Annotated in this window: 15 protein-coding genes; 5 read left to right on the forward strand and 10 right to left on the reverse strand. The window is 34.8% G+C overall.

The genetic code is table 11. The features are described 5' to 3' along the window. Positions 1 to 21: 21 nt before the first annotated feature. From QP953_RS21120 to QP953_RS21135, 4 genes are all read right to left on the reverse strand, one after another. Positions 22 to 1056 carry a tail fiber domain-containing protein gene (locus tag QP953_RS21120; RefSeq protein ID WP_052599788.1) on the reverse strand — a complete coding sequence of 345 codons (1035 nt, stop codon included), beginning with the start codon at positions 1054 to 1056 and terminating at the stop codon, positions 22 to 24. Positions 1057 to 1311: 255 nt separating this feature from the next. Further along, entirely contained in the window at positions 1312 to 1911 is a 600-nt protein-coding gene (locus QP953_RS21125; protein ID WP_052599787.1) for a riboflavin synthase, read from the reverse strand. Positions 1912 to 2044: 133 nt separating this feature from the next. Further along, positions 2045 to 3550, reverse strand: coding sequence for a GH3 auxin-responsive promoter family protein (locus QP953_RS21130; RefSeq protein WP_052599786.1), 1506 nt, complete (start codon positions 3548 to 3550; stop codon positions 2045 to 2047). A 577-nt stretch (positions 3551 to 4127) separates the two neighbouring features. After that, on the reverse strand, positions 4128 to 4943 hold the full coding sequence (locus tag QP953_RS21135) for an ADP-ribosylglycohydrolase family protein (RefSeq protein ID WP_052599785.1): 816 nt from the start codon (positions 4941 to 4943) through the stop codon (positions 4128 to 4130). A gap of 234 nt (positions 4944 to 5177) precedes the next feature. Here QP953_RS21135 and QP953_RS21140 point away from each other — a divergent pair, with 234 nt between their 5' ends. The 4 genes from QP953_RS21140 (at position 5178) to QP953_RS21155 (ending at position 9430) form a co-directional block, all read left to right on the forward strand. Further along, complete coding sequence (locus tag QP953_RS21140) at positions 5178 to 5921, forward strand: ribonuclease H-like domain-containing protein (protein ID WP_052599784.1); 744 nt, start codon at positions 5178 to 5180, stop codon at positions 5919 to 5921. A gap of 168 nt (positions 5922 to 6089) precedes the next feature. Then, positions 6090 to 6863, forward strand: a complete 774-nt coding sequence (locus QP953_RS21145; RefSeq protein ID WP_309552884.1) for a C2 family cysteine protease — start codon at positions 6090 to 6092, stop codon at positions 6861 to 6863. 3 nt (positions 6864 to 6866) lie between these two features. After that, complete coding sequence (locus QP953_RS21150) at positions 6867 to 8147, forward strand: leucine-rich repeat domain-containing protein (protein ID WP_309552885.1); 1281 nt, start codon at positions 6867 to 6869, stop codon at positions 8145 to 8147. Between the two features lie 308 nt (positions 8148 to 8455). Further along, positions 8456 to 9430, forward strand: a complete 975-nt coding sequence (locus tag QP953_RS21155; RefSeq protein ID WP_309552886.1) for a sterol desaturase family protein — start codon at positions 8456 to 8458, stop codon at positions 9428 to 9430. A 467-nt stretch (positions 9431 to 9897) separates the two neighbouring features. On the opposite strand, the gene QP953_RS21160 is transcribed toward QP953_RS21155, so the two are convergent. After that, positions 9898 to 10386 (reverse strand): DUF4952 domain-containing protein, encoded by a 489-nt coding sequence (locus QP953_RS21160; protein ID WP_309552887.1) that lies wholly within the window; start codon positions 10384 to 10386, stop codon positions 9898 to 9900. Between the two features lie 43 nt (positions 10387 to 10429). After that, positions 10430 to 11077 (reverse strand): DUF4291 domain-containing protein, encoded by a 648-nt coding sequence (locus QP953_RS21165; protein WP_309552888.1) that lies wholly within the window; start codon positions 11075 to 11077, stop codon positions 10430 to 10432. Positions 11078 to 11442: 365 nt separating this feature from the next. On the opposite strand from QP953_RS21165, the gene QP953_RS21170 reads away from it, so the two are divergent. Next, complete coding sequence (locus tag QP953_RS21170; protein WP_309552889.1) at positions 11443 to 14913, forward strand: TraB/GumN family protein; 3471 nt, start codon at positions 11443 to 11445, stop codon at positions 14911 to 14913. Between the two features lie 72 nt (positions 14914 to 14985). Here QP953_RS21170 and QP953_RS21175 read toward each other — a convergent pair whose 3' ends face one another. The 4 genes from QP953_RS21175 to lepB all read right to left on the reverse strand — a co-directional run bounded on the left by QP953_RS21175 (position 14986) and on the right by lepB (position 19355). After that, complete coding sequence (locus QP953_RS21175) at positions 14986 to 15642, reverse strand: CoA pyrophosphatase (RefSeq protein WP_052599776.1); 657 nt, start codon at positions 15640 to 15642, stop codon at positions 14986 to 14988. A gap of 124 nt (positions 15643 to 15766) precedes the next feature. Beyond that, positions 15767 to 16579, reverse strand: a complete 813-nt coding sequence (gene cdaA, locus QP953_RS21180; RefSeq protein ID WP_052599775.1) for a diadenylate cyclase CdaA — start codon at positions 16577 to 16579, stop codon at positions 15767 to 15769. Positions 16580 to 16769: 190 nt separating this feature from the next. After that, a complete protein-coding gene (locus QP953_RS21185) occupies positions 16770 to 17444 on the reverse strand; it encodes a hypothetical protein (protein ID WP_156039901.1) in 675 nt (224 codons plus the stop codon). A gap of 264 nt (positions 17445 to 17708) precedes the next feature. After that, the gene (gene lepB, locus QP953_RS21190) at positions 17709 to 19355 is read right to left on the reverse strand and encodes a signal peptidase I (protein ID WP_309552890.1); all 1647 of its coding nucleotides are present in this window, start codon (positions 19353 to 19355) and stop codon (positions 17709 to 17711) included. Between the last annotated feature and the right edge of the window lie 26 nt (positions 19356 to 19381).

Raw genomic sequence — 19381 nt, forward strand, 5'->3', positions numbered from 1 at the left:
TTTTGTCAGTGAACGAATCAATTACTTTTGCTCTAGACGCTCTAAACGTTGGTGGAGCTGTTTAATTAGTTGTTGCTGTTGCTCAATTAACTCCTGTTGCTCTTGAACTGCTTTTACCAAAATTGGAGTTAATCCTATGTAGTTGACACTTTTGATTGACTGTAGCTGTTCTCCTTCCTCTTTCAGTTCTTTGGGATGCACTACTTCTACATTTTTGACTAATGTTGGGAATACTTGTTCTAAATCTTGTGCAATAAATCCATACTGCTCCCCTGTAGGCAAATTCAAACTTGGAATCGTTTTATAACTATAGGACTTAGGCGTTAATTTATCAATCATAGCCAATGCACCATCTACCTCTTTAATGTTTTCTTTTGTTGCCAGATCCGAAGACTGAGTGACAACACCAGAAACATAGACATCCCCTGCAAAATATCCTGCCTCTCCTATGGATGAAGCGGTAAAAGAATAAATGCCTTTCCCTGTTCCATTATTGCTATTGTACATAAAATTATAGATGCCATAATTAGAACTTCCTGCTCCACCATTATAATAATTGTAAATACCTCGACCGCTTCCTTCACTAGAAACGCTGTTGTTAATACCATATGCCATTCCTGTCCCATCATTAGTTATTTCATTATAAACACCATAACGAGCACCACTGCCATCGTGCTTTATTTTATTATAAAGTCCATAAGCTTTACTGCTTCCATTTCCCAACACATAACTATATGCCCCATAGGCATGCTGCGAAGAAGAAGCACTTGCATTTTGTTGAACAAAGTTATGGATTCCGTACTTTAAGCCATTTCCTCCACTAAACACTTGGTTTCGCAACCCATATTTTGAGCCTGTCGCATTCCTACTATTGGCTAACATCAAGCTAGCTCCTTGATTGGATTGAAAAATATTCAATTGAGCAGACGAAACGGTAGAATTTCCCACAGCCACTCTACCATCTGACCGAACTTCTATTTGAGAAAAAGTGCTTGGCAAAAAAACATACATAAAAAAAGCCATAACAGCCACGGGGAATAATCTTGGATTGTTCATAAATTTGATTTTTAAATTGTTTGAGTATAATAATTTTCTTTTTCCAATGCATTAAAAAATATATACACAAATATCATTTAATCTACCTCCAGATACAATCCGTGCAACAACGATACTTTTGCGGGATTTCCCTACTCTTATTTAGGGGATAGCACAAAAAAGAGGGCATTGACTCAAGCAAGCCAATACCCTCTCCCTAATAGATACTCTCTGATTAATTATATCTTACTATGCTACTTTCTAAATAGTCAAAACTTATAGTTTCCCCGCATATAACTTTGCATATTTAGCAATGTATTTTCCTAAAATATCAAATTCTAAATTAACAGCATCTCCAACTTTCATATTCCTAAACACCGTTTCTTCGAACGTATAGGGAATAATAGCGACTGAAAAACTATTGGGTGCAGGATCTACAACAGTAAGACTGGTACCATTTACACAAATCGACCCCTTATCGACTACCAAATGCTCTTCTGTTTCTTCGTATTCAAATGTAAAATACCAACTACCGTCTACTTCTTTGATATGGGTACACGTTCCCGTTTTATCGACATGACCTTGTATAATGTGACCATCCAAACGAGCATTAAAAACCATAGCGCGCTCCAAATTAACTTCTGTTCCAACGATCCAATCGCCCAAATTCGTCTTTAACATCGTCTCTTCAATAGCCGTAACCGTATATTGATTGCCATCAATAGCAACAACTGTCAAACAAACCCCATTATGTGCCACACTTTCATCAATTTTTAGCTCTTTGGTCATTTCAGCCTCGATTGTAATGTGAATGTTGCTACCTTCTTTTTCTATTTTTTGAACAACTCCTAATTCTTTGATAATTCCTGTAAACATATTTTATATTGTATTGTTTCTTAGATTATTACCAACCATTTTGCACCAACTAATAATAATTTGTGATTTGCCTTTTAACAAGCCAAACACATACACTAAAGTACTAGCAATATGGTTAATCGTATCTTTGTAATCATTGTTTTATAATATATTTTTCCAATTGAGAAGCGATGTTTCTATTGTCAGACAACCGAGGTACTTTATTTTGTCCTCCAAGTTTGCCAATTGATTTCATATAATTCCTAAAAGCATCTCTATGCAGCGGTCGAATTTTTAACGTTTGCAACACTTTCCCCTCAATTAAATCCTTGTAATAAATGTTTTGTGCCTGCATTTTTTTGTCTACTGTTTGAGCAAAAGCCTCTAAATTATCAGGCACAACATCAAATGCCACCAACCACTCATGATAAGGCAAAGCTTGATGAGGTGGTTGCACTTGAGGCGCAACCGTAAACTCTATGATTTTTGCACCATACAAAGCTGCGGCTTCCAAGATGGCAGTTTCTACCTCTTTGGCAATGACATGCTCGCCAAAAGCAGAGATAAAATGTTTAACACGTCCTGTAACCTTGATTCGATAAGGATTTGTTGATACAAATTCTACCGTATCTCCTATTTTATATCCCCACAGTCCTGCATTGGTATTCAGTACAACAGCATACTGTACTCCTAGTTCAACTTCTTCCAAAGATAATCGTTTAGGAACCTCTTTTCCCATTTCGCTCAATGGAACAAATTCAAAGAAAATCCCAGAATTAACATTCAACAACAAACCATCATCCTCTTGTTGATCTTGAAACGCCAAAAAACCTTCTGATGCAGGATATGTTTCTACACTTGGAATTTTTGCACCAACCAAAGCCTCTAGTTTAGCACGATAAGGTTCAAAGTTTACCCCACCATATACAAACATAGAAAAATTGGGAAAGACATCCAATACTGTTTTTTTGCCCGTATATTCTAACAATCGCTCATAATACATTTGCACCCAAGGAGGAATGCCGCTAATTAAACGCATATCTTCCTTTGCTGTTTCTAAGACAATTTTATCTAGTTTTTGTTCCCAATCCTCTATACAATTTGTTGTATAAGTTGGCATTTGGCTTTTTTTTAGCCAAGCAGGAATCAAGTGATTGGAAATTCCTGACAGGCGTCCTGTTGGTATATTGTAATGCTCTTCTAGAGTTGGGCTTCCTGAAAGAAACATCATTTTACCATCCATAAAATCGGTTCTTCCTGTTGTTGCCATATAATGAAAAATAGCATTTCTAGCTGTTCCAAAATGATTGGGAATGCTTTCTTTAGTCAAAGGAATATATTTGGCGCCCGAAGTTGTTCCAGATGTTTTGGCATAATATTGAGGTTTGCCCTTCCACAAAACATTAGATTGCCCCGCATTAATTCGGTAGATATAAGGTTTTAAATCCTCATAATCAGCTAAAGGAATTTGCATTTTAAAATCTTGATAAGACTTAATTTTGTCCATATTATGCTCCTTACCAAAAAATGTCCTTCGCCCTACCTGTATTAATTGTTCTCGTATTTTTGCCTGATAACGAAGTGCATTAGAAGCATCTCGCTCCACTTTTTTAGAGATAAACTTGGCTATTGGATAAACGATCTTTGTTTTTAATGACATTGGTCTTAATCTTAGAATTTGATGAGCACAAAAATAAGCTTAAAGTCATAAATTGTACTATTTTATGGATTCTAATTTCGTTTCAAATAAGATATTACTTGCAACAATTCTTAATCCCAAAATCAATCTCATCTAGCTAAAAACAAAAAACTCTTCCAACTATCACTAGAAGGAAGAGTCCTAAAAACCCAAACAAATAAACACAAAGATATAACGAAGATAAACATATTTTTCAGAACTTTTAAAGAGTACCACAAAATTTTATGCTTTTTTTTGAAAATTCAAAGTATTTTTTAAGTAATAACTTCGTTTTCAGCTCAAACAAGCCTACAAAAGGGCTTCATTCTATTTTAATAATACTCCGTTGATTACCTGCGGTGCTACTTCGTGGTAGCTCCCTGCGGTCGTGAGATCGCTATCGCTTAGTTTTTTAGTTTTCCTACGAACCCGTAGGCTCACGAAGTAAAAACGTAAAAAAGCATCTTGCATTAGTTTGATTACCACTTTTAGCATAAAGGTTAACAAAGAACATCTTACTGATAATCAAACTAATACAATTTTTCAACGGAGTAATGTTTTAAATAAGGTTATAATTTATATTATATTTATCTTCAAAGGTCTGTAAAACATGCCACAAATGTTCATCTAAATATTTTTTGGTATTATCGTAAATATATATTGGTATTGCTTGATAATAAGCCAATGCAATTCCTCCCGATATTGCGGCCATCGTATCGGTATCTCCTCCTAACGAAATGGCAAGACGAATAGCATCCTCTACATTATCAGATGCTAAAAAACAACAAATAGATTGAGGTACTGATCCTTGACAAGTGACATCAAATGTATAACTAGTTCGTATGGTTTCAATATCTTGCTCCAAATTATACATCATTTTTTCTTGAATTCGCTGCTTAATAACTTCTTTAGAAGCTCCGTTTCTAGCTAAAAATATAGCTAATGCAACTGCTTGTGCTCCTTTTATTCCCTCTGAATGATTGTGCGTAGGTAAGGCCGTTTTTTGGGCTTCTTCCAAGACCTTTTGTTCTGTATCAAAAGCCCACCCAATCGCCCCTACTCTCATAGCCGATCCATTTCCAAAACTCCCATAAGGAACACATTTTTCAAAAGGCGTTTGCAACCATTTTTTAAAATTTCCACCATATCCTACTCCCCAATATTGGTTTCCATAATCATGCAAACACCTTCCATAGTTTTGCCCCTTCAATAAAGCATCCGCAATTGCTAATGACATTGTTGTATCATCTGTAAAGCGACTCTTAGGCTGAAAAAGTTCAAAATTCTTATAAGGCTTTTCTTTTGTCCATGTTCCTTTGTAAAAAGGGTATTCGTAAACCGAACCTATGATATCACCAGCTATTATACCAATCATCCTACTTCATTTTATTATTAAACAAAGTCCTTTAACAGGAGTGTTTCTTAAAAAGTTCCCTATTTTTAATTACTTTCACTTGATGTATTTCTTTAACTATTTTCTTATGAGTAGTTTATTTCAAGTAAATAAACTAAATAATTACAAAACCAAATAAGATAACTTTTTTGAGAACATTATTATAACTACATCGTATAAATGCTAAGAAACATTTAATCAACCATACTACTATTTATGCTCAACAATATTGATTTAACCAATGTCCTTGTTTTGGACATAGAAACTGTATCTGGACACAAAAGTTATGCTGATTTAAATCCTACCATGCAAAAACTATGGGATATCAAATCAACACAAATACAGGCACGAAAACCAGAAGAAGAACGTTTAGAACCAGCAGAGTCTTACACAGAATTTGCGGGGATTTATGCAGAGTTTGGAAAGATTGTTTGTATATCTGTTGGCGTTTTTCGCCCCGATGCACAAGGCGCTTTGAACTTTCATCTAAAATCGTACTACGATCACGATGAAAAGAAATTACTAGAGGAATTTTCAGAGTTATTAACCAAGCATTACAACAATCCACGAAAACATTTTATTTGTGGGCATAATATCAAAGAATTCGATGTTCCTTATACCTGCCGAAGAATGGTTATACAAGGCTTAGAATTTCCCGAAATGCTAAACTTACCAGGCAAAAAACCATGGGAGTTGACGCATCTACTCGATACCATGACTGTTTGGAAGTTTGGAGACTTTAAGAGCTATACGGCATTAAAATTGCTGTGTGGTGTCTTTAACATTCCTACACCAAAGGATGATATTGATGGTAGTGAAGTTGGCAAAACCTATTGGGAAACCAACGATTTAGATCGTATTGAGGTATATTGCAAAAAAGATGTTTTGGCTACTGCTCGCCTACTCATGGCTTACAAAGGGATGCCCTTGATTGAAGATGACAAAGTGCATAATTTATAAGAGTAAGGGGTTTAAAGTGGCACCAACACTCATTTTAAACTCCTTAAAAACGATAACTAAGAAACTTTTTGAACGAAATTGTTTCCTAAAAAGATGTAACATTAATCATTTCCTTGAAAACTAAAATTATAAATGATTAACTACTAAGCAAATAACCATTGTTATTTCTTGTCAGGGGTTGAAGCTTTGGCAAAATTTAGTCCAGAACAAATTTTTGGAGGAAAGGATTCTATCATTACAGGTCCTTTTGATACAGGGGATAAGCTTCATTATATTGTAAAATTATATGTACCAGACGAGCGTTCAGAAACAGGAAACAAAAGAATACCTATCAAAGTAAAACCTACATTTGTCCGAAAAAAAGTAGTAAAAAAGAAAGCACAAAGTACAGGAGTTGATGACAAAGATATAAAGGATGAAACATACTTTGCAAAAGCAGGAACAGCAACAGAAGAGATTTGGGTACAGTTGCTAGAGAAAGCTTTAGCTCAGTTGGAAGGCTCTTTTGCTGAACTTGATTCAGAGGATGAAAATCTAAACTTAGCTAAACAAGAAGACGCTTTTCAACTATTAACAGGAAAAAAGATTTCTTCTTTTGATTTGCCTTCGGAATTAAATGCAGCCTTAGCAACACTCTTTCAAGTATACAATAATGGGAATAATAAATTACCAAAGGCTCGTTTTGTGACGAGGAAAGATTTTGGAAACAATGAGGAGCTTGCCGTTTCTGAATCGGGCGAAAAAAGTATCCATCTTAAAAAAAGAGGTTATTTATATGCCAATCACGAGTATTCTTTAGGAGGCATAGAAAATATTGAGCAATTAGGAAAAGAGTCTTTTGAACTGCAAAACCCACACAGCTCAGATTATCAAGGTGGTGAGAAAATTGTAGTAACAAGAGCAGAACTTCAACAGTATTTTAAAAAGATTATCATTGGCTAATTCATGAAAACTATCCTCTATCTATTTTGTTTCTTTATTCCAATTCTTTCTACTGCCCAAAAAGTTAGATTAAGTGGCGAGGAGTGGCTAAGTTTTCCTGATTCCATCTGTGAATTAACCAATACCAAAATTTTAGTTTTGGTAGATACTAAAGTTGATGTTTTACCTTCATGCATTGGAGAAATGACCAGCTTGAAGCATCTCCTCTTATCTGCCAACAAACTAAGAAGATTGCCTTCTTCTATTAAAAACCTAAAGGAGTTAGAATGGTTATACGTTGATGAAAATAACTTATTTACATTACCTACTAGTATTGGAGAATTGAGTCAGTTGACAAGATTGGATTTGTCTGATAATGGTCTTTGTAAATTACCTAAAACGATAGGAAAGTTAAAAAACCTGAAAGAGTTGAATTTGGCTTTTAATTATTTAGATGTTTTACCATCAAGTATAGGAGACTTGACTTCATTGGAAAAGCTAAATTTAACAAGAATTGGTCTGGATTCACTTCCTGAATCTATAGGGAATTTAAGTGCTTTAAAGGAGCTTAAATTAAGTTATTTTAATTATTTCAAATCCCTACCAAACTCGATTGGAAAGCTCAGATCTTTGGAATACCTAGATTTAAGCATGAACAGATTAGAAAGTCTTCCTGGGTCCATTGGGAACTTGTCCAAATTAAAGTTTTTAGATTTAGGACACAATGATCTTAAGTCGATTCCTACATCTATTAATAAATTGATTGAATTAGAACACTTAAATTTAAAATTTAATGATTATAATTCCTTGCCAGAGGGACTTGGGAACTTAAAAAAACTTCGCTATTTAAATTTAAATGTATCTCCCCCATACGCTTTACCCAAGCCCCCTCTTTGGGTTTTTGAATTGAAAAAACTAGAAGAGTTGTATCTGATTAATCAAAAGAGTAGCCGCAAGTGCTTTATGGATAGCTTAGTAGCGTTGAAAGCACTTCGTGTTTTAGATTTAGGAAGAGGAGGGCATAGAAAATTTCCTTCCTTAGATGTACTTCAAGAATTGAAACATTTAGAAGAACTTTATTTGGAGGGAAATAAAATAAGGAAACTTCCAAAATCAATTCAACAGTTAACGGCACTTAAGAAATTGAATATAGAAAATACCAAAATCTCAAGATTTCCCAAAGATTTAAGTGGGTGGCAGCAGTTACAGGAGTTGTATATTTCTAAACAGCACAACTTTCCAGAGAAGGAGTTAAAGCGTTTCCAAGAACAAATGCCCAACTGTCAATTGATTTTTGTTAACTAAAAATGATTTTTTACAATTCACCACTCCTTAAAAAACAGTATCACTATCAACAGAATAGACTGTTGGCAGCTAAAGCTAAATTATGCATTTCACCTCTATTGGGGCTTTAATCTAGTTTTTCATTCCTTTGAACTTTCTCATAAAATATTGTAATTTTGACATTCATAATCTATCAAAAATTGTTATTCATTACGTTCGTGAGAGCACAAGTTTAGCGTTTTAGTGTATCAAAAAGCTAATTTACGAGTTCTTTCTTACTATTTTGGTTTCAAACATTTTTATAGGCACCCCTTTTAAATAAAAGTAAGATGATGGAGGGCTATATAGAATGGTTATCTCCTTTTTGTGAGGCCATAACAACGGGATTAGGTTCTTTTTTAGATCCTAAAAAACGCATTTATTTTCCCTACCTTTTGTCAGCCCTTCTGCTAAGTTTGATTTATCTGAAATTCATCAATCCAAAGACTCGTTCTCTATCTTTGGCACAGTATATAAAATATTTATTCTCCCCAAAAATATGGAGACATCCTTCTGCCATAGTTGATTATAAACTTCTATTTTTTAATCATCTGATTAAAATTTTATTTATAACGCCCTATTTATTAGCCCATACTGCCTTCGCTTATATCGTTGTACAGGCGTGGGAAGCCAGCATAGGCATTCAAGATACTATTTTGTGGAATAGTACAGCCATTAATATTAGCTACACAATTAGTTTTTTAATTATCTCTGATTTTAGTCGCTTTATATTACATTATGCGCTGCACAAAATCCCTTTTTTATGGGAGTTTCACAAGGTACACCATGCTGCAGAGGTTTTAACCCCCATCACTCTCTATCGAGTTCACCCTATTGAGTTTTTCTTGTTTCGCTTAAGGAGCTTGCTTGTTTTTGGTAGCATCACAGGATCGTTTTTCTTTTGGTTTCGAACAGGAATTGAGCCACTAAGTATTTTAAAAATACATGCAGGCATTTTTCTTTTCAATCTAATTGGTGCCAACCTTCGACATTCTCATATCCCAATATCGTTTGGCAGCACAATGGAACGAATCTTTATTTCGCCTTCGCAACACCAAATTCATCACAGTGTAGAAGAACAACATTATGATAAAAACTTTGGTAGTATTTTTTCTATTTGGGACGGTTTATTTGGTTCTTTGTTCATCAGCCAACCCAACAAAAAGCTTGCTTTTGGGATTGAAAAAGAAGAACAAACACGATTTCAGAGTTTGTGGCAGAATTTATTTATTCCTTTTAAGAATATTTTTCGAAAACTTCGATAAAAAAAGCCCTACAACAAATTTGCTGTAGAGCTACGGTTAACTCAGGGACGAAGTTAATCCGCGTGTTGACCTCGAAGGTCGGTATATTAATGCCTGTCCTTTCTACTTTTTGGAAAAGCAAAAGGAGGACAACTAGCTTCTAATTTAATGGGGGTTGCTTTGTTTGGGGTAGTAGGGTTATTGTGCATAAAAAATCTACTAAATAGATTTTTATAGTTGTTTTATCAGAATACTTAGCAGCTTGATTACTATATAATAATATACACAATGAAGAAGGACTTCTATGGGGTATTTACATTTTTGTACTTGCAAGATAAAACTATAATTAGTAATAACAAAAAAAACAAGTTATTAAAAACTGTATATCACTAAATTAACCCAAAAAAATTCTACACATTGTTATTTTTGCAATATTTTAAAGGCATCTCAACCCTTTCCTTATTCTAAATTTAATTGATGTTAATAGTTTAAATATTCAGTACCTTAACTAATACAGTGAAATACGCTATTTTATTTCTATCTTTTTCAAGGTAAGCATCCCCATTCTCTCTCTTCTGCTCTGCATTTGCAAACATAGTGATGGAAAGGGTATAATTGGGATGTTTCTGTTGCAATGAACTGTTTTTAATTTGCCCTGCTTTTCCATTTTTTGGTTCCCAACCACAACAAGTGAATGTTAACCTTCCTAATCCATACTTTTCGACTAAAAATGCTTCTGCAACTTCTGAGTCTTCTCCTCGGACTTTGTATGTAGCTTTCAATACGACTTGCCCTTCTCCTACCGAACAATCAACAAAGTTGAATATTGGTTGTTTTTCTCCATATCTAGCCAATAAATCGCCACATTCTAAAGATGCGGGATTGGATGGAGATAAGACCTTAAAATCAGCCTTGCTATTTTGGGAGATGATAAATAATAATAAAATAAAGGTTGTAGCTCTTATTACGAGGTTCATAAGATATTATTGATTGAATTTATAATTGCAGCTAATTTATGCTCTATTCAAGAGGCGATAAAGCAATCATTTCTCGTGCTTTAGAACTTTTAACATGATATACGGCTTCATCCATAACCTGTAAGGCATTCAATTCTCCTGCCTTTACCTTTGCCCCTTGTTCTAGTACAAATGGTGTAATATCTTGAATGGAAATTATCCAATCTGTTGCAAAAGCACGTAAAATTTCGCCACGCAACCCAAGTTGTACTCCTCGACGATCCAGTTTTGCTCCATAAGGATCATGGTCAGGATCCCATTGCAAGCGCACGGAAGAAGTTTCTAAAGCCCTTTTCCAGTTTTCTTGGGCTTGGTAAATAGTTGGCTTATAAGAAGAAAAAACTGCTTCCTCTAAAATGGATTCAAAATTAGCTTTAGAAATTTCAATGGCTAATACCCGTTTCTGTGCTTCTTTGGTTGCCCATCCACAACGATACATCATCCACAAAAAGTTGGGCTTAATCCAACTCATTCTCGAAAAGCGATAATGTGCCCCACCAAATGCTTGATTGGCAACGGCATAACGAGCAATATTAGGATTGAATGCCTGATAAACAATAATATTATCATTGGAATATTGCGCTAAAATATGTTGCCCTTTTTGTGGCAAGTCTTTCTCATACTCTCTATAAGGTATAGTTTTTAAATTCATAGTAATAGGGGTTTTGATAATTTGCTGATAATTTCGCTGTTACTGCGTGGTTTCAACAAACTATTGAAGTTATTTAATTTACATTATTAAAGTATCACCTTATCTAACCTTTACTGGTATAAAATAATTCATCCTTCGCTGATAAATAATCAAAAAATATATAAAATATGCGTCTTCACTAAATTTACATTCATAAAAGGCATAAGCTATCATTAAGAAAAACTTATATTTACAGTGGTCAAAAAACACTAACTTTATATTGACTGTAATATCCCCATCCAAATTTCTTAGCTATACAATATTCCTTTTATTCTCATCTATATAATTTTAGTGGTCCGCTAATCAAATTATAAGCCCTTGAATACATGACGATTTTAAAACAACAACTGCTTTTTTTATTATTTATGCTGCCCTTATTCACTTTGGCGCAAGATAGTGTGCAGTACAATTTATTATGGAGAATAGAAGGTAAGCATCTAAAGCATCCATCTTATTTGTTCGGAACCATGCATGTTAACGATGCTAGAGCCTTTAATTTTAGTGATTCTGTTATGCTTGCACTAGAACGTTGTGAGGCTTTTGCTCTAGAAGTGCACCCCGATACAATGATGCGCAGTATGTTTCAGGAACTTTTTAATGGCTCCAAAGGCAATACCCTAATGGATGCTTTGACAGAAGAAGAGTATCAACAACTCAAACAAAAATTTGAGGAACACAGCACCTTAAACTTGGACGAAATTAACATTCAAAGTCCTTCTATGTTAAGCTCTATGATGGAACCCGACGAGGATAAAGCTGATGATAAAGCAACCTTTGTTGATGCCTATTTATTTGGCATCGCACGTACTTTAAATAAGTCTATTTGGGGTTTGGAAAGCATGAAAGATCATACTGATGCCTTTTCCAATTATAACAAAGAGCAACAACGTGAATTTTTATTGGGACTAATTGATGAAAACTACGAGAAGGAATATCAAGAAATGTTGGATCAATTTGTTGAGGTTTATAAAGAAGGGAACATTACTAAAATAGGCACTATGGCCAATGTCTTTGCTGCTACAGATTCTCAATTAATTCGAAGGAATTTCATCATGGCTCAAAGCATGGAAACCTTGATGGCGCAGCACTCCTTATTCGCCGCTGTTGGAACGGCTCATCTGCCAGGTCAAGACGGTATTATTAATATTTTGATCCAAAAAGGTTATCAAGTTGTTCCTGTATCGGCTACTTTTACGGGTATCGCTCAACAATATGCTATTGATTATGATCAAATGCAATGGTATACTCAAGTAGACAGCAATCTAGGTTTTTCTATTGATTTTCCTGGTCAACCGACACCACTTGATTTGTTTGAAGGACTGAATACTTTATTATATGTTGATTTGACCAATGAGATTTTTCTGGCTTCCTACAATATTGATTTGCGTGGTCGAACAGCTCAAGACAAAGAAGAATTAATCAACAATACAGTCAATCGTTACCTTCAACAAAGCAATCATGAGCTGTTGGAAAGAAAAGATATTTCGATGAATGGAATTGATCGTACAGAAGTCATTGTAGCTCAAGACTCTAGTAAACAACTCCGTATGCAGTTTATATATGCCAACAATATCTTGTATTATTTTATGATTGGCAACGATGCGCAGCAAATTAAAAGTTCTTATGCACAACGCTATTACGAATCGTTGCAATTGTTTGAACCTAGACCTAAAGTTGATACAGGCTGGACTGTAAGTCACTTATCTCAAGCTGCGGTATCTATAGCCTTTCCGTACACTCCATCTTATCAAATAGAAAAAAGTGATTCCAAATCGAATACACCCGCTTATACTTATCACAACTATACCGCCAATGATTATAGTTCCATGAGTTCTTATACACTGCGGTATTTTGATCAGCCAATCGGATATACCCGTACAACTAGCAAGTCGCAAGTTTTCAATTATATTGCCCAGAATTTTCGAAATCGCAATATTACAATCAGAAAAACGGATACAATCTTTTTAGAAGGCATTGAAGGAAGAACATATGACTTAGCAATTAACAATAAACATTATGTACGTTGCAAAGTTTACCTAAGAGGTGCCCGAGCATATTATTTGTTTCATCAAAACTTAACGGAAGGAGACAGTATCATTCAAGATGATGCCTTCTTTCAATCGTTTTCGTTCAAAGCCTACCAATCGCCCCGCTTTGAGACCTTTGTATCTCAAGATAGTAGCTTTTCAATTGATTTTTTTGGAAAGCCCCACATTGAAAAAGATACATTAAATGGCTATTATACGCATGTTACTAATTACTATAGTGACAATCCTAATTCGGGAATGTTACATCATTTTCAAGTAGCAAAAATTAGTAACTATCTTTCTATTGATCACTTAGATAGCTTTTACAATATGTTGACTACCCTAAGTTATGGTGATTCCCTAATAAGTACCCAAACAATTACGATAGATACAATACTAGGCAAAGAAACTGTTTTTTATCAACGCTATCAAGATAGAATTATCCGACAGTGTGTTTGGTTAGATCAACAACGAGTATATATTTCTCAAATTTACATTGATGACGATAGTACCTATAGTTCTTATGCCAATCATTGCATCAATTCGTTTCAATCTAACCAAGCCCTTCCCTTCTTTAATCCATTTCAATCTAAAGCCAAGCAGTTGTTAAAAGATTTGCAGTCTCCTGATAGCCTCATTCGCTACCAAGCCAATAGAGCTTTGGATTTTTATGACTTTGATACTTCTGATGTAAATCCCCTTCTTCTTGCCCTTGACATTACCTACCCCCAAGATAGCTTAACGACTGCTTTGCTAGTACAAGCTTTGCAAGAAGTTGCCGATTCTAGTGTTATCAAAAACTTGACTGAATTATATTATCAAAAAAATACGAATACAGCTGCTAGAGTTGCTATTCTAAAAACAATTCCTAAACTTGATACCATAAAAGGCATTGCTACCTATATTGATTTATTACAAGATCCAACATTTATTTCTTCTGCCTATGACTACCATGTTTTTGGTTTACTGCATCAATATCCTCGTCAATTTAGCTCTAAGTATGAGCGTATTTTAGCCTTAGCTAAGTATGAACCTTATCGGTACTATATCATTGATTTTAGCAATGCTATGGCTCAAAAAGATTCTTTATTTGCACAACAAATGCAAAGCTATTTTTCTAATTGGTTGCCTTATTTTAATGTTGATTTGGAGAACTATGAAACGCCTACAAAGGAATTTTGGCAAGATAATAGTCCACTCATTTACAAGTATCTAAATTTCTTTTCCATTTCAAATGACAAACCGTTTATAGAAAATATAACCGAACAAGTGCTTCGACAAACGATCAATCCTCGTATCAAGGCAAAAGCTTTGTCTATCCGCCTAGAAAAAGGATTGAGCCCTTATTGGTCAAAAAGTATGATTCGCCAACTTTTAAAAAAGCCATCTTATCGCCCTTATTTGTTGCCAGTCTTATTTCAACACGAAGCACTAAATCTAATTCCTAGAGTATACAAGTATGCGCCTAAAGTAGCTAAATACCTTTTTTATGATTATATACGAGATGAAGATGCCATTGATTTTGTAAAAGAATTGGGTAAAATCAAAACCGCAAAAGGTATTTTTTACGTTTATGAGTATCGTTTCTTAGAAGAAGAAACTTCTTTTGTGGGCATTGCGGGTCCCTTTGTTATAGGAAAACCCATTGAAACATATAATTATTATAATACGACCTACACCAATCAAACGCCATTATCCAAGGACTGGAAAAAAGATGGTCTCCAATTAATTAAGGATTTTGAATCCTATAATGCTGCTTATTGGGATTGATCAATTATTCATCATTTTATTAATAAATTCATTGTCTATTGAAATGAAGACACTAAGTTTCGTAAACCTTACTTACACAGCAAGATAACCTTCTTTCTGTAACGTTTCCAATATTTCAGAAAACTCATTCAGCATCATAGCCGTAGCTCCCCAAACGATTTTTTCTTTTAAATCAAAATAAGGGACATCCCTCAAGATCAGTCCACTAGATGTTTTTATTTTGGTTAACTTTCTTAATGTGGGGTCAATCAAATCTTCGATTCTAACCTCAATTACTTCAGCGACTTCTTTGGGGTCGGGCGTATAAACAGGAGCCTCTTTTAAGTAACCAACAAAAGGATGTACTAAGTATCGGCTGACTGGAATATACAATTGGCTCAAACGACCGATTATAGTAACATCTTCTCTAGGAATTCCAAATTCCTCTTCTGTTTCTCGCAGTGCTGCTGCTTCTAAAGTAGCATCTGACGCTTCCAATCCTCCACCAGGAAAGCTAATTTGTTTGCTATGAGCATAGGGCGTTTCAGGGCGTTCCATCAATGCAGTATGCCAAATTCCTTCCTTTTGGAATAAAAGCAATAATACACAAGCTTTTCTTGCATCCTTAGCTGCCTTCACATACATGTCTGGATCATTCTTTCGAAGTCCACTACTCATCATTTTTAGCTGTGCGTCTATGCCTGGCAAAGGATTTAATAAATGTTCTTTTAGTTTTGGTATAAATAACATAAGTGATCGTTTATTGGCTTATTTATGGTACTAATTCCCAGCGATTCTGTTGGTCTAACAATTATGTGCCCAAATAGTTCTAAAAAGAAAGTAACTCCCCTCAGCCATTAGGACTTCAACCTATTTATACAATAAACAACATACGCTCTAGCAATTGCCTCATTTTATTTGGCGTAATTCGTTCTATAATTTCCCCCCCCCTCGCATAAGAGATATTGCCCGTTTCTTCAGATATTACAAAAACCATAATATTGGTATTCTCACTAATCCCGACCGCTGCACGATGTCTCAGTCCCAAACGTTGAGGAATGTTAGGACGATCTGAGACAGGTAATACACAACTAGCCGCTATTATTTTTTGGTCTTTCAAAATCATCGCCCCATCATGAAGCGGGCTTTCTTTATTAAAAATACTTAAAATCAACTGTGAAGAAATATCCGCATTAACCATTACTCCAGAACTATATAGACCTTCTAAATTAGGGGCACTAGAAAACACCATTAATGCCCCTGTTTTTCTCTTAGACATAGCTTCCGAAGCTTTAATAATGGCTTGTATGGTTTTTTCTTTTAATATTTTTTTATTTTCAGACAATTGGTTTTGCTTAAAAAATCGTTGCAAGAATTTAAACCTTGTTTGTAGAGAACCTTGTCCCACAAATAATAAAAATCGACGTACTTCGGGCTGAAATAAAATCAAAAGAGCAATCATCCCAACACTTACAAACTGCCCCAAAATAGAAGATAAAAGGGGCATCTCTAGAACAGAAACCAACCTCCAGGCAATATACACGAGTACAAGCCCTATAAATATGTTAAATCCTAGGCTTCCTTTTAATAATTTGTAAATCTGAAAAAGGATAAATCCAACAATAAAAATATCTAGGGCATCCCAGATCGTAATGGTAAAAAAGCCTATTTGTATTAGATATAGCATGCCGTGTATTTAGTTAGGAGTCTGCTAATTTCTTATTGGTATACATTCTCAACAAAAACTATTAAGCAATAAATAACAGACTATTGTTATTAATACTTTGTGAGCAAGTAATAGCTATAAAAGTAGCTTGCAAAATACAACTTTTAAAGGAACAACTTATGATTAACAAAATAGTTTTTGATAGGCAAAGTTAGAACTTATTGATGCTAGCTGTTTGTCGCATCAACATAGGAGCATCCATATAATGAAAAATCACGTTCTTCCCCTTATAGTTTTTATCATAAATATCCATTTGGGTTCCCTTAGCATCAAACACAAAATGAAAAAACAAGCCGTCAAATGGTGCCATAGGGTTGTCGAAAGCACAGATTTGATTTTCTATAGTTTTTAATTCATAACTACCATCTTTGTTTTTAACAATGTAGTTTCCACAACCATCATTCATTAAGTCGTCTAGTTGTTGTTTTTTGTACGGATGTTTTTCTTTCCATTGTAGCAACAACTTTTTATTATTCGGTTCTTTCCACGAATAACAATCCACCCACAAGGTATCATTCTCAAAAGACTTGATATGAAAAATTTTCTCCCCCATTGGTTGTTCTGGGAAATTGGGTTGATACCATCCTATCGACATCCAGTAATCATTTTTTTTATGTGTCCATATTCGAAAAGCCCTAATTTCAGACAATCGAAGTAAGGGGTTTTGAGTTGTGTCTGCTTGTGCTTTATTGTTGTATACACCAGATGCTTTTTTGATAAAATCTTGGATACGTTTATGTCCTTCCTTATTCAAAGAGCTGAGCTGTCCTAATAAAGTGTTCTGATAAGAACATGATAATAAAAGTAATAAAATAAATAATCTCATTTTTAAATTGTTTCAAATTCAGATGGCGATTGATTAGGATTTTTTTTACTAATATGAGCATAACCTCTCCTATTGCAACCGCATCACTAGAAGCTGTTTCTTGAAATTCGCCCACAAATTTACAGTATGAAATAATATTCAAAGGAAAATTATTTGCCATAGAAGAACCCTTTCTTGCCATAAAAGAAAAAAAGTTAATAAGGTTCGCCCTTATTAACTTTTTTAGCAAGAAGTTGTTCTCAACAACCGTTATTTTTTGATTATTTATCTTCCTGAAGCCCCCATAAATAAACGATCCCATCTAACACCACCATTCTTGAGGCTACCGTTTTTCAGAGACAACCAAACAAACAATGGTTTTCCTACAATATGATCCTCAGGCACAAAGCCCCAAGATCGAGAATCTGCCGAATTATTGCGGTTATCTCCCATCATCCAATAATAATCTAACTTCGGCGTATAAGTAGTCGTTGCTTCTCCATTAATATAGATTTTTCCATTTTCAATCTTCAAATCATTCCCTTCATAAGCCGCAATCAAACGAGTGTATAACTCTATATTATCCATAGATAAGTTGATTGTTGTTCCTTTTTTAGGGATTGTAATAGGACCATAATGGTCAATATTCCAAGGATATTTTTCTCCATTATAAGGGAACGTTCCAGGTGTGTATCCCTTGGGTTTTAACCGACGTTCTATTTGATCTACTCCTGGCAAATCTTTTACCATTTGAGCAGCAACATCTGGGTGCATATAAGCAATGGAACGGACTACATTATTAGGATTTCTAGGATCTTTATAAAAAGTAACTCGATAGTTCTCTTCCAAAGTAGGTACTTCTAGTGTATTCACTTTCTGACCAATCAACTGGTACTCATATTGTACCCCCTTGATATCTTCTGCCTCTTTATCATTGACATACAAGACACCATTTTTCACCTCAATCTTATCTCCAGGAATTCCAACACAACGCTTGATATAGTGTGTTCGTTTATCAACAGGGCGATAAACCATTCGATCTGCAAACCGTACCAATAGTTTTTGGCGAAGGGCTTTTCTATCTTTAGGTGGTACTGCTTTTAACTGATTGTGGTATTGTAATTCATACGGAAACAAAGAACCATCTGCCTCCAAGCCTCCAACAGCCGTATCATCTTCTGGATAATTAAACACCACAGGGTCATAACGTTCTACATTTTGAATTCTAGGTGCTCGACTATAACCCCATTTTACCGCCTTACTGTACGATTCGCCACCAGAGAAAGGCAACATATTATGAATTAAAGGAAAAGCCAGTGGTGTCATAGGCATTCTAGAACCATAATGTACTTTGCTTACAAACAAAAAATCACCAACCAATAAAGAGCCTTCCATAGAAGGTGTCGGAATGGTATATGCTTCGATTAAAAACATTCGAATAAAATGCGCTGCAAACACAGCAAAAATAATAGATTCCGACCATTCTCTTACCTTTGATTTTTTTGGGAATGGGTTTTCTTTTTCCAAACGACGCATTTCTGATTTGCTATCAGATTTTGCAGCTGCTTTAAAACGTTTGCGAAGATCATTTTGAACTGCCCATGCTTGATGAACGTATTCTGGATTTTTAGTCGTCAAATAAGGGTAATAAATATAAGGTAGAATAATTGCGGCTGCATTATCAATAAATTTGTACTGCCCAAACGATTTGTTAAATTCAATCAACATCCCTGCAATAATAAAGAAATGTACGACAGGGATCAACATAGCAGCAACCCACCATTTGGGAGCGCCCACAATTTTTACCACAACAAAAGCATTGTAAAAAGGAACCAAAGCAGCCCATCCTGGCTCTCCTGCCTTTTCAAAAAGCTTATACATTCCTACAAATGGCAGCCAATAAAAACAAATAATATATAGTAACCAATTCATTTTTTTATACTTTAACGTAACGTTTC

The sequence above is a fragment of the Aureispira sp. CCB-E genome (assembly GCF_031326345.1).
Lineage (GTDB): Bacteria > Bacteroidota > Bacteroidia > Chitinophagales > Saprospiraceae > Aureispira.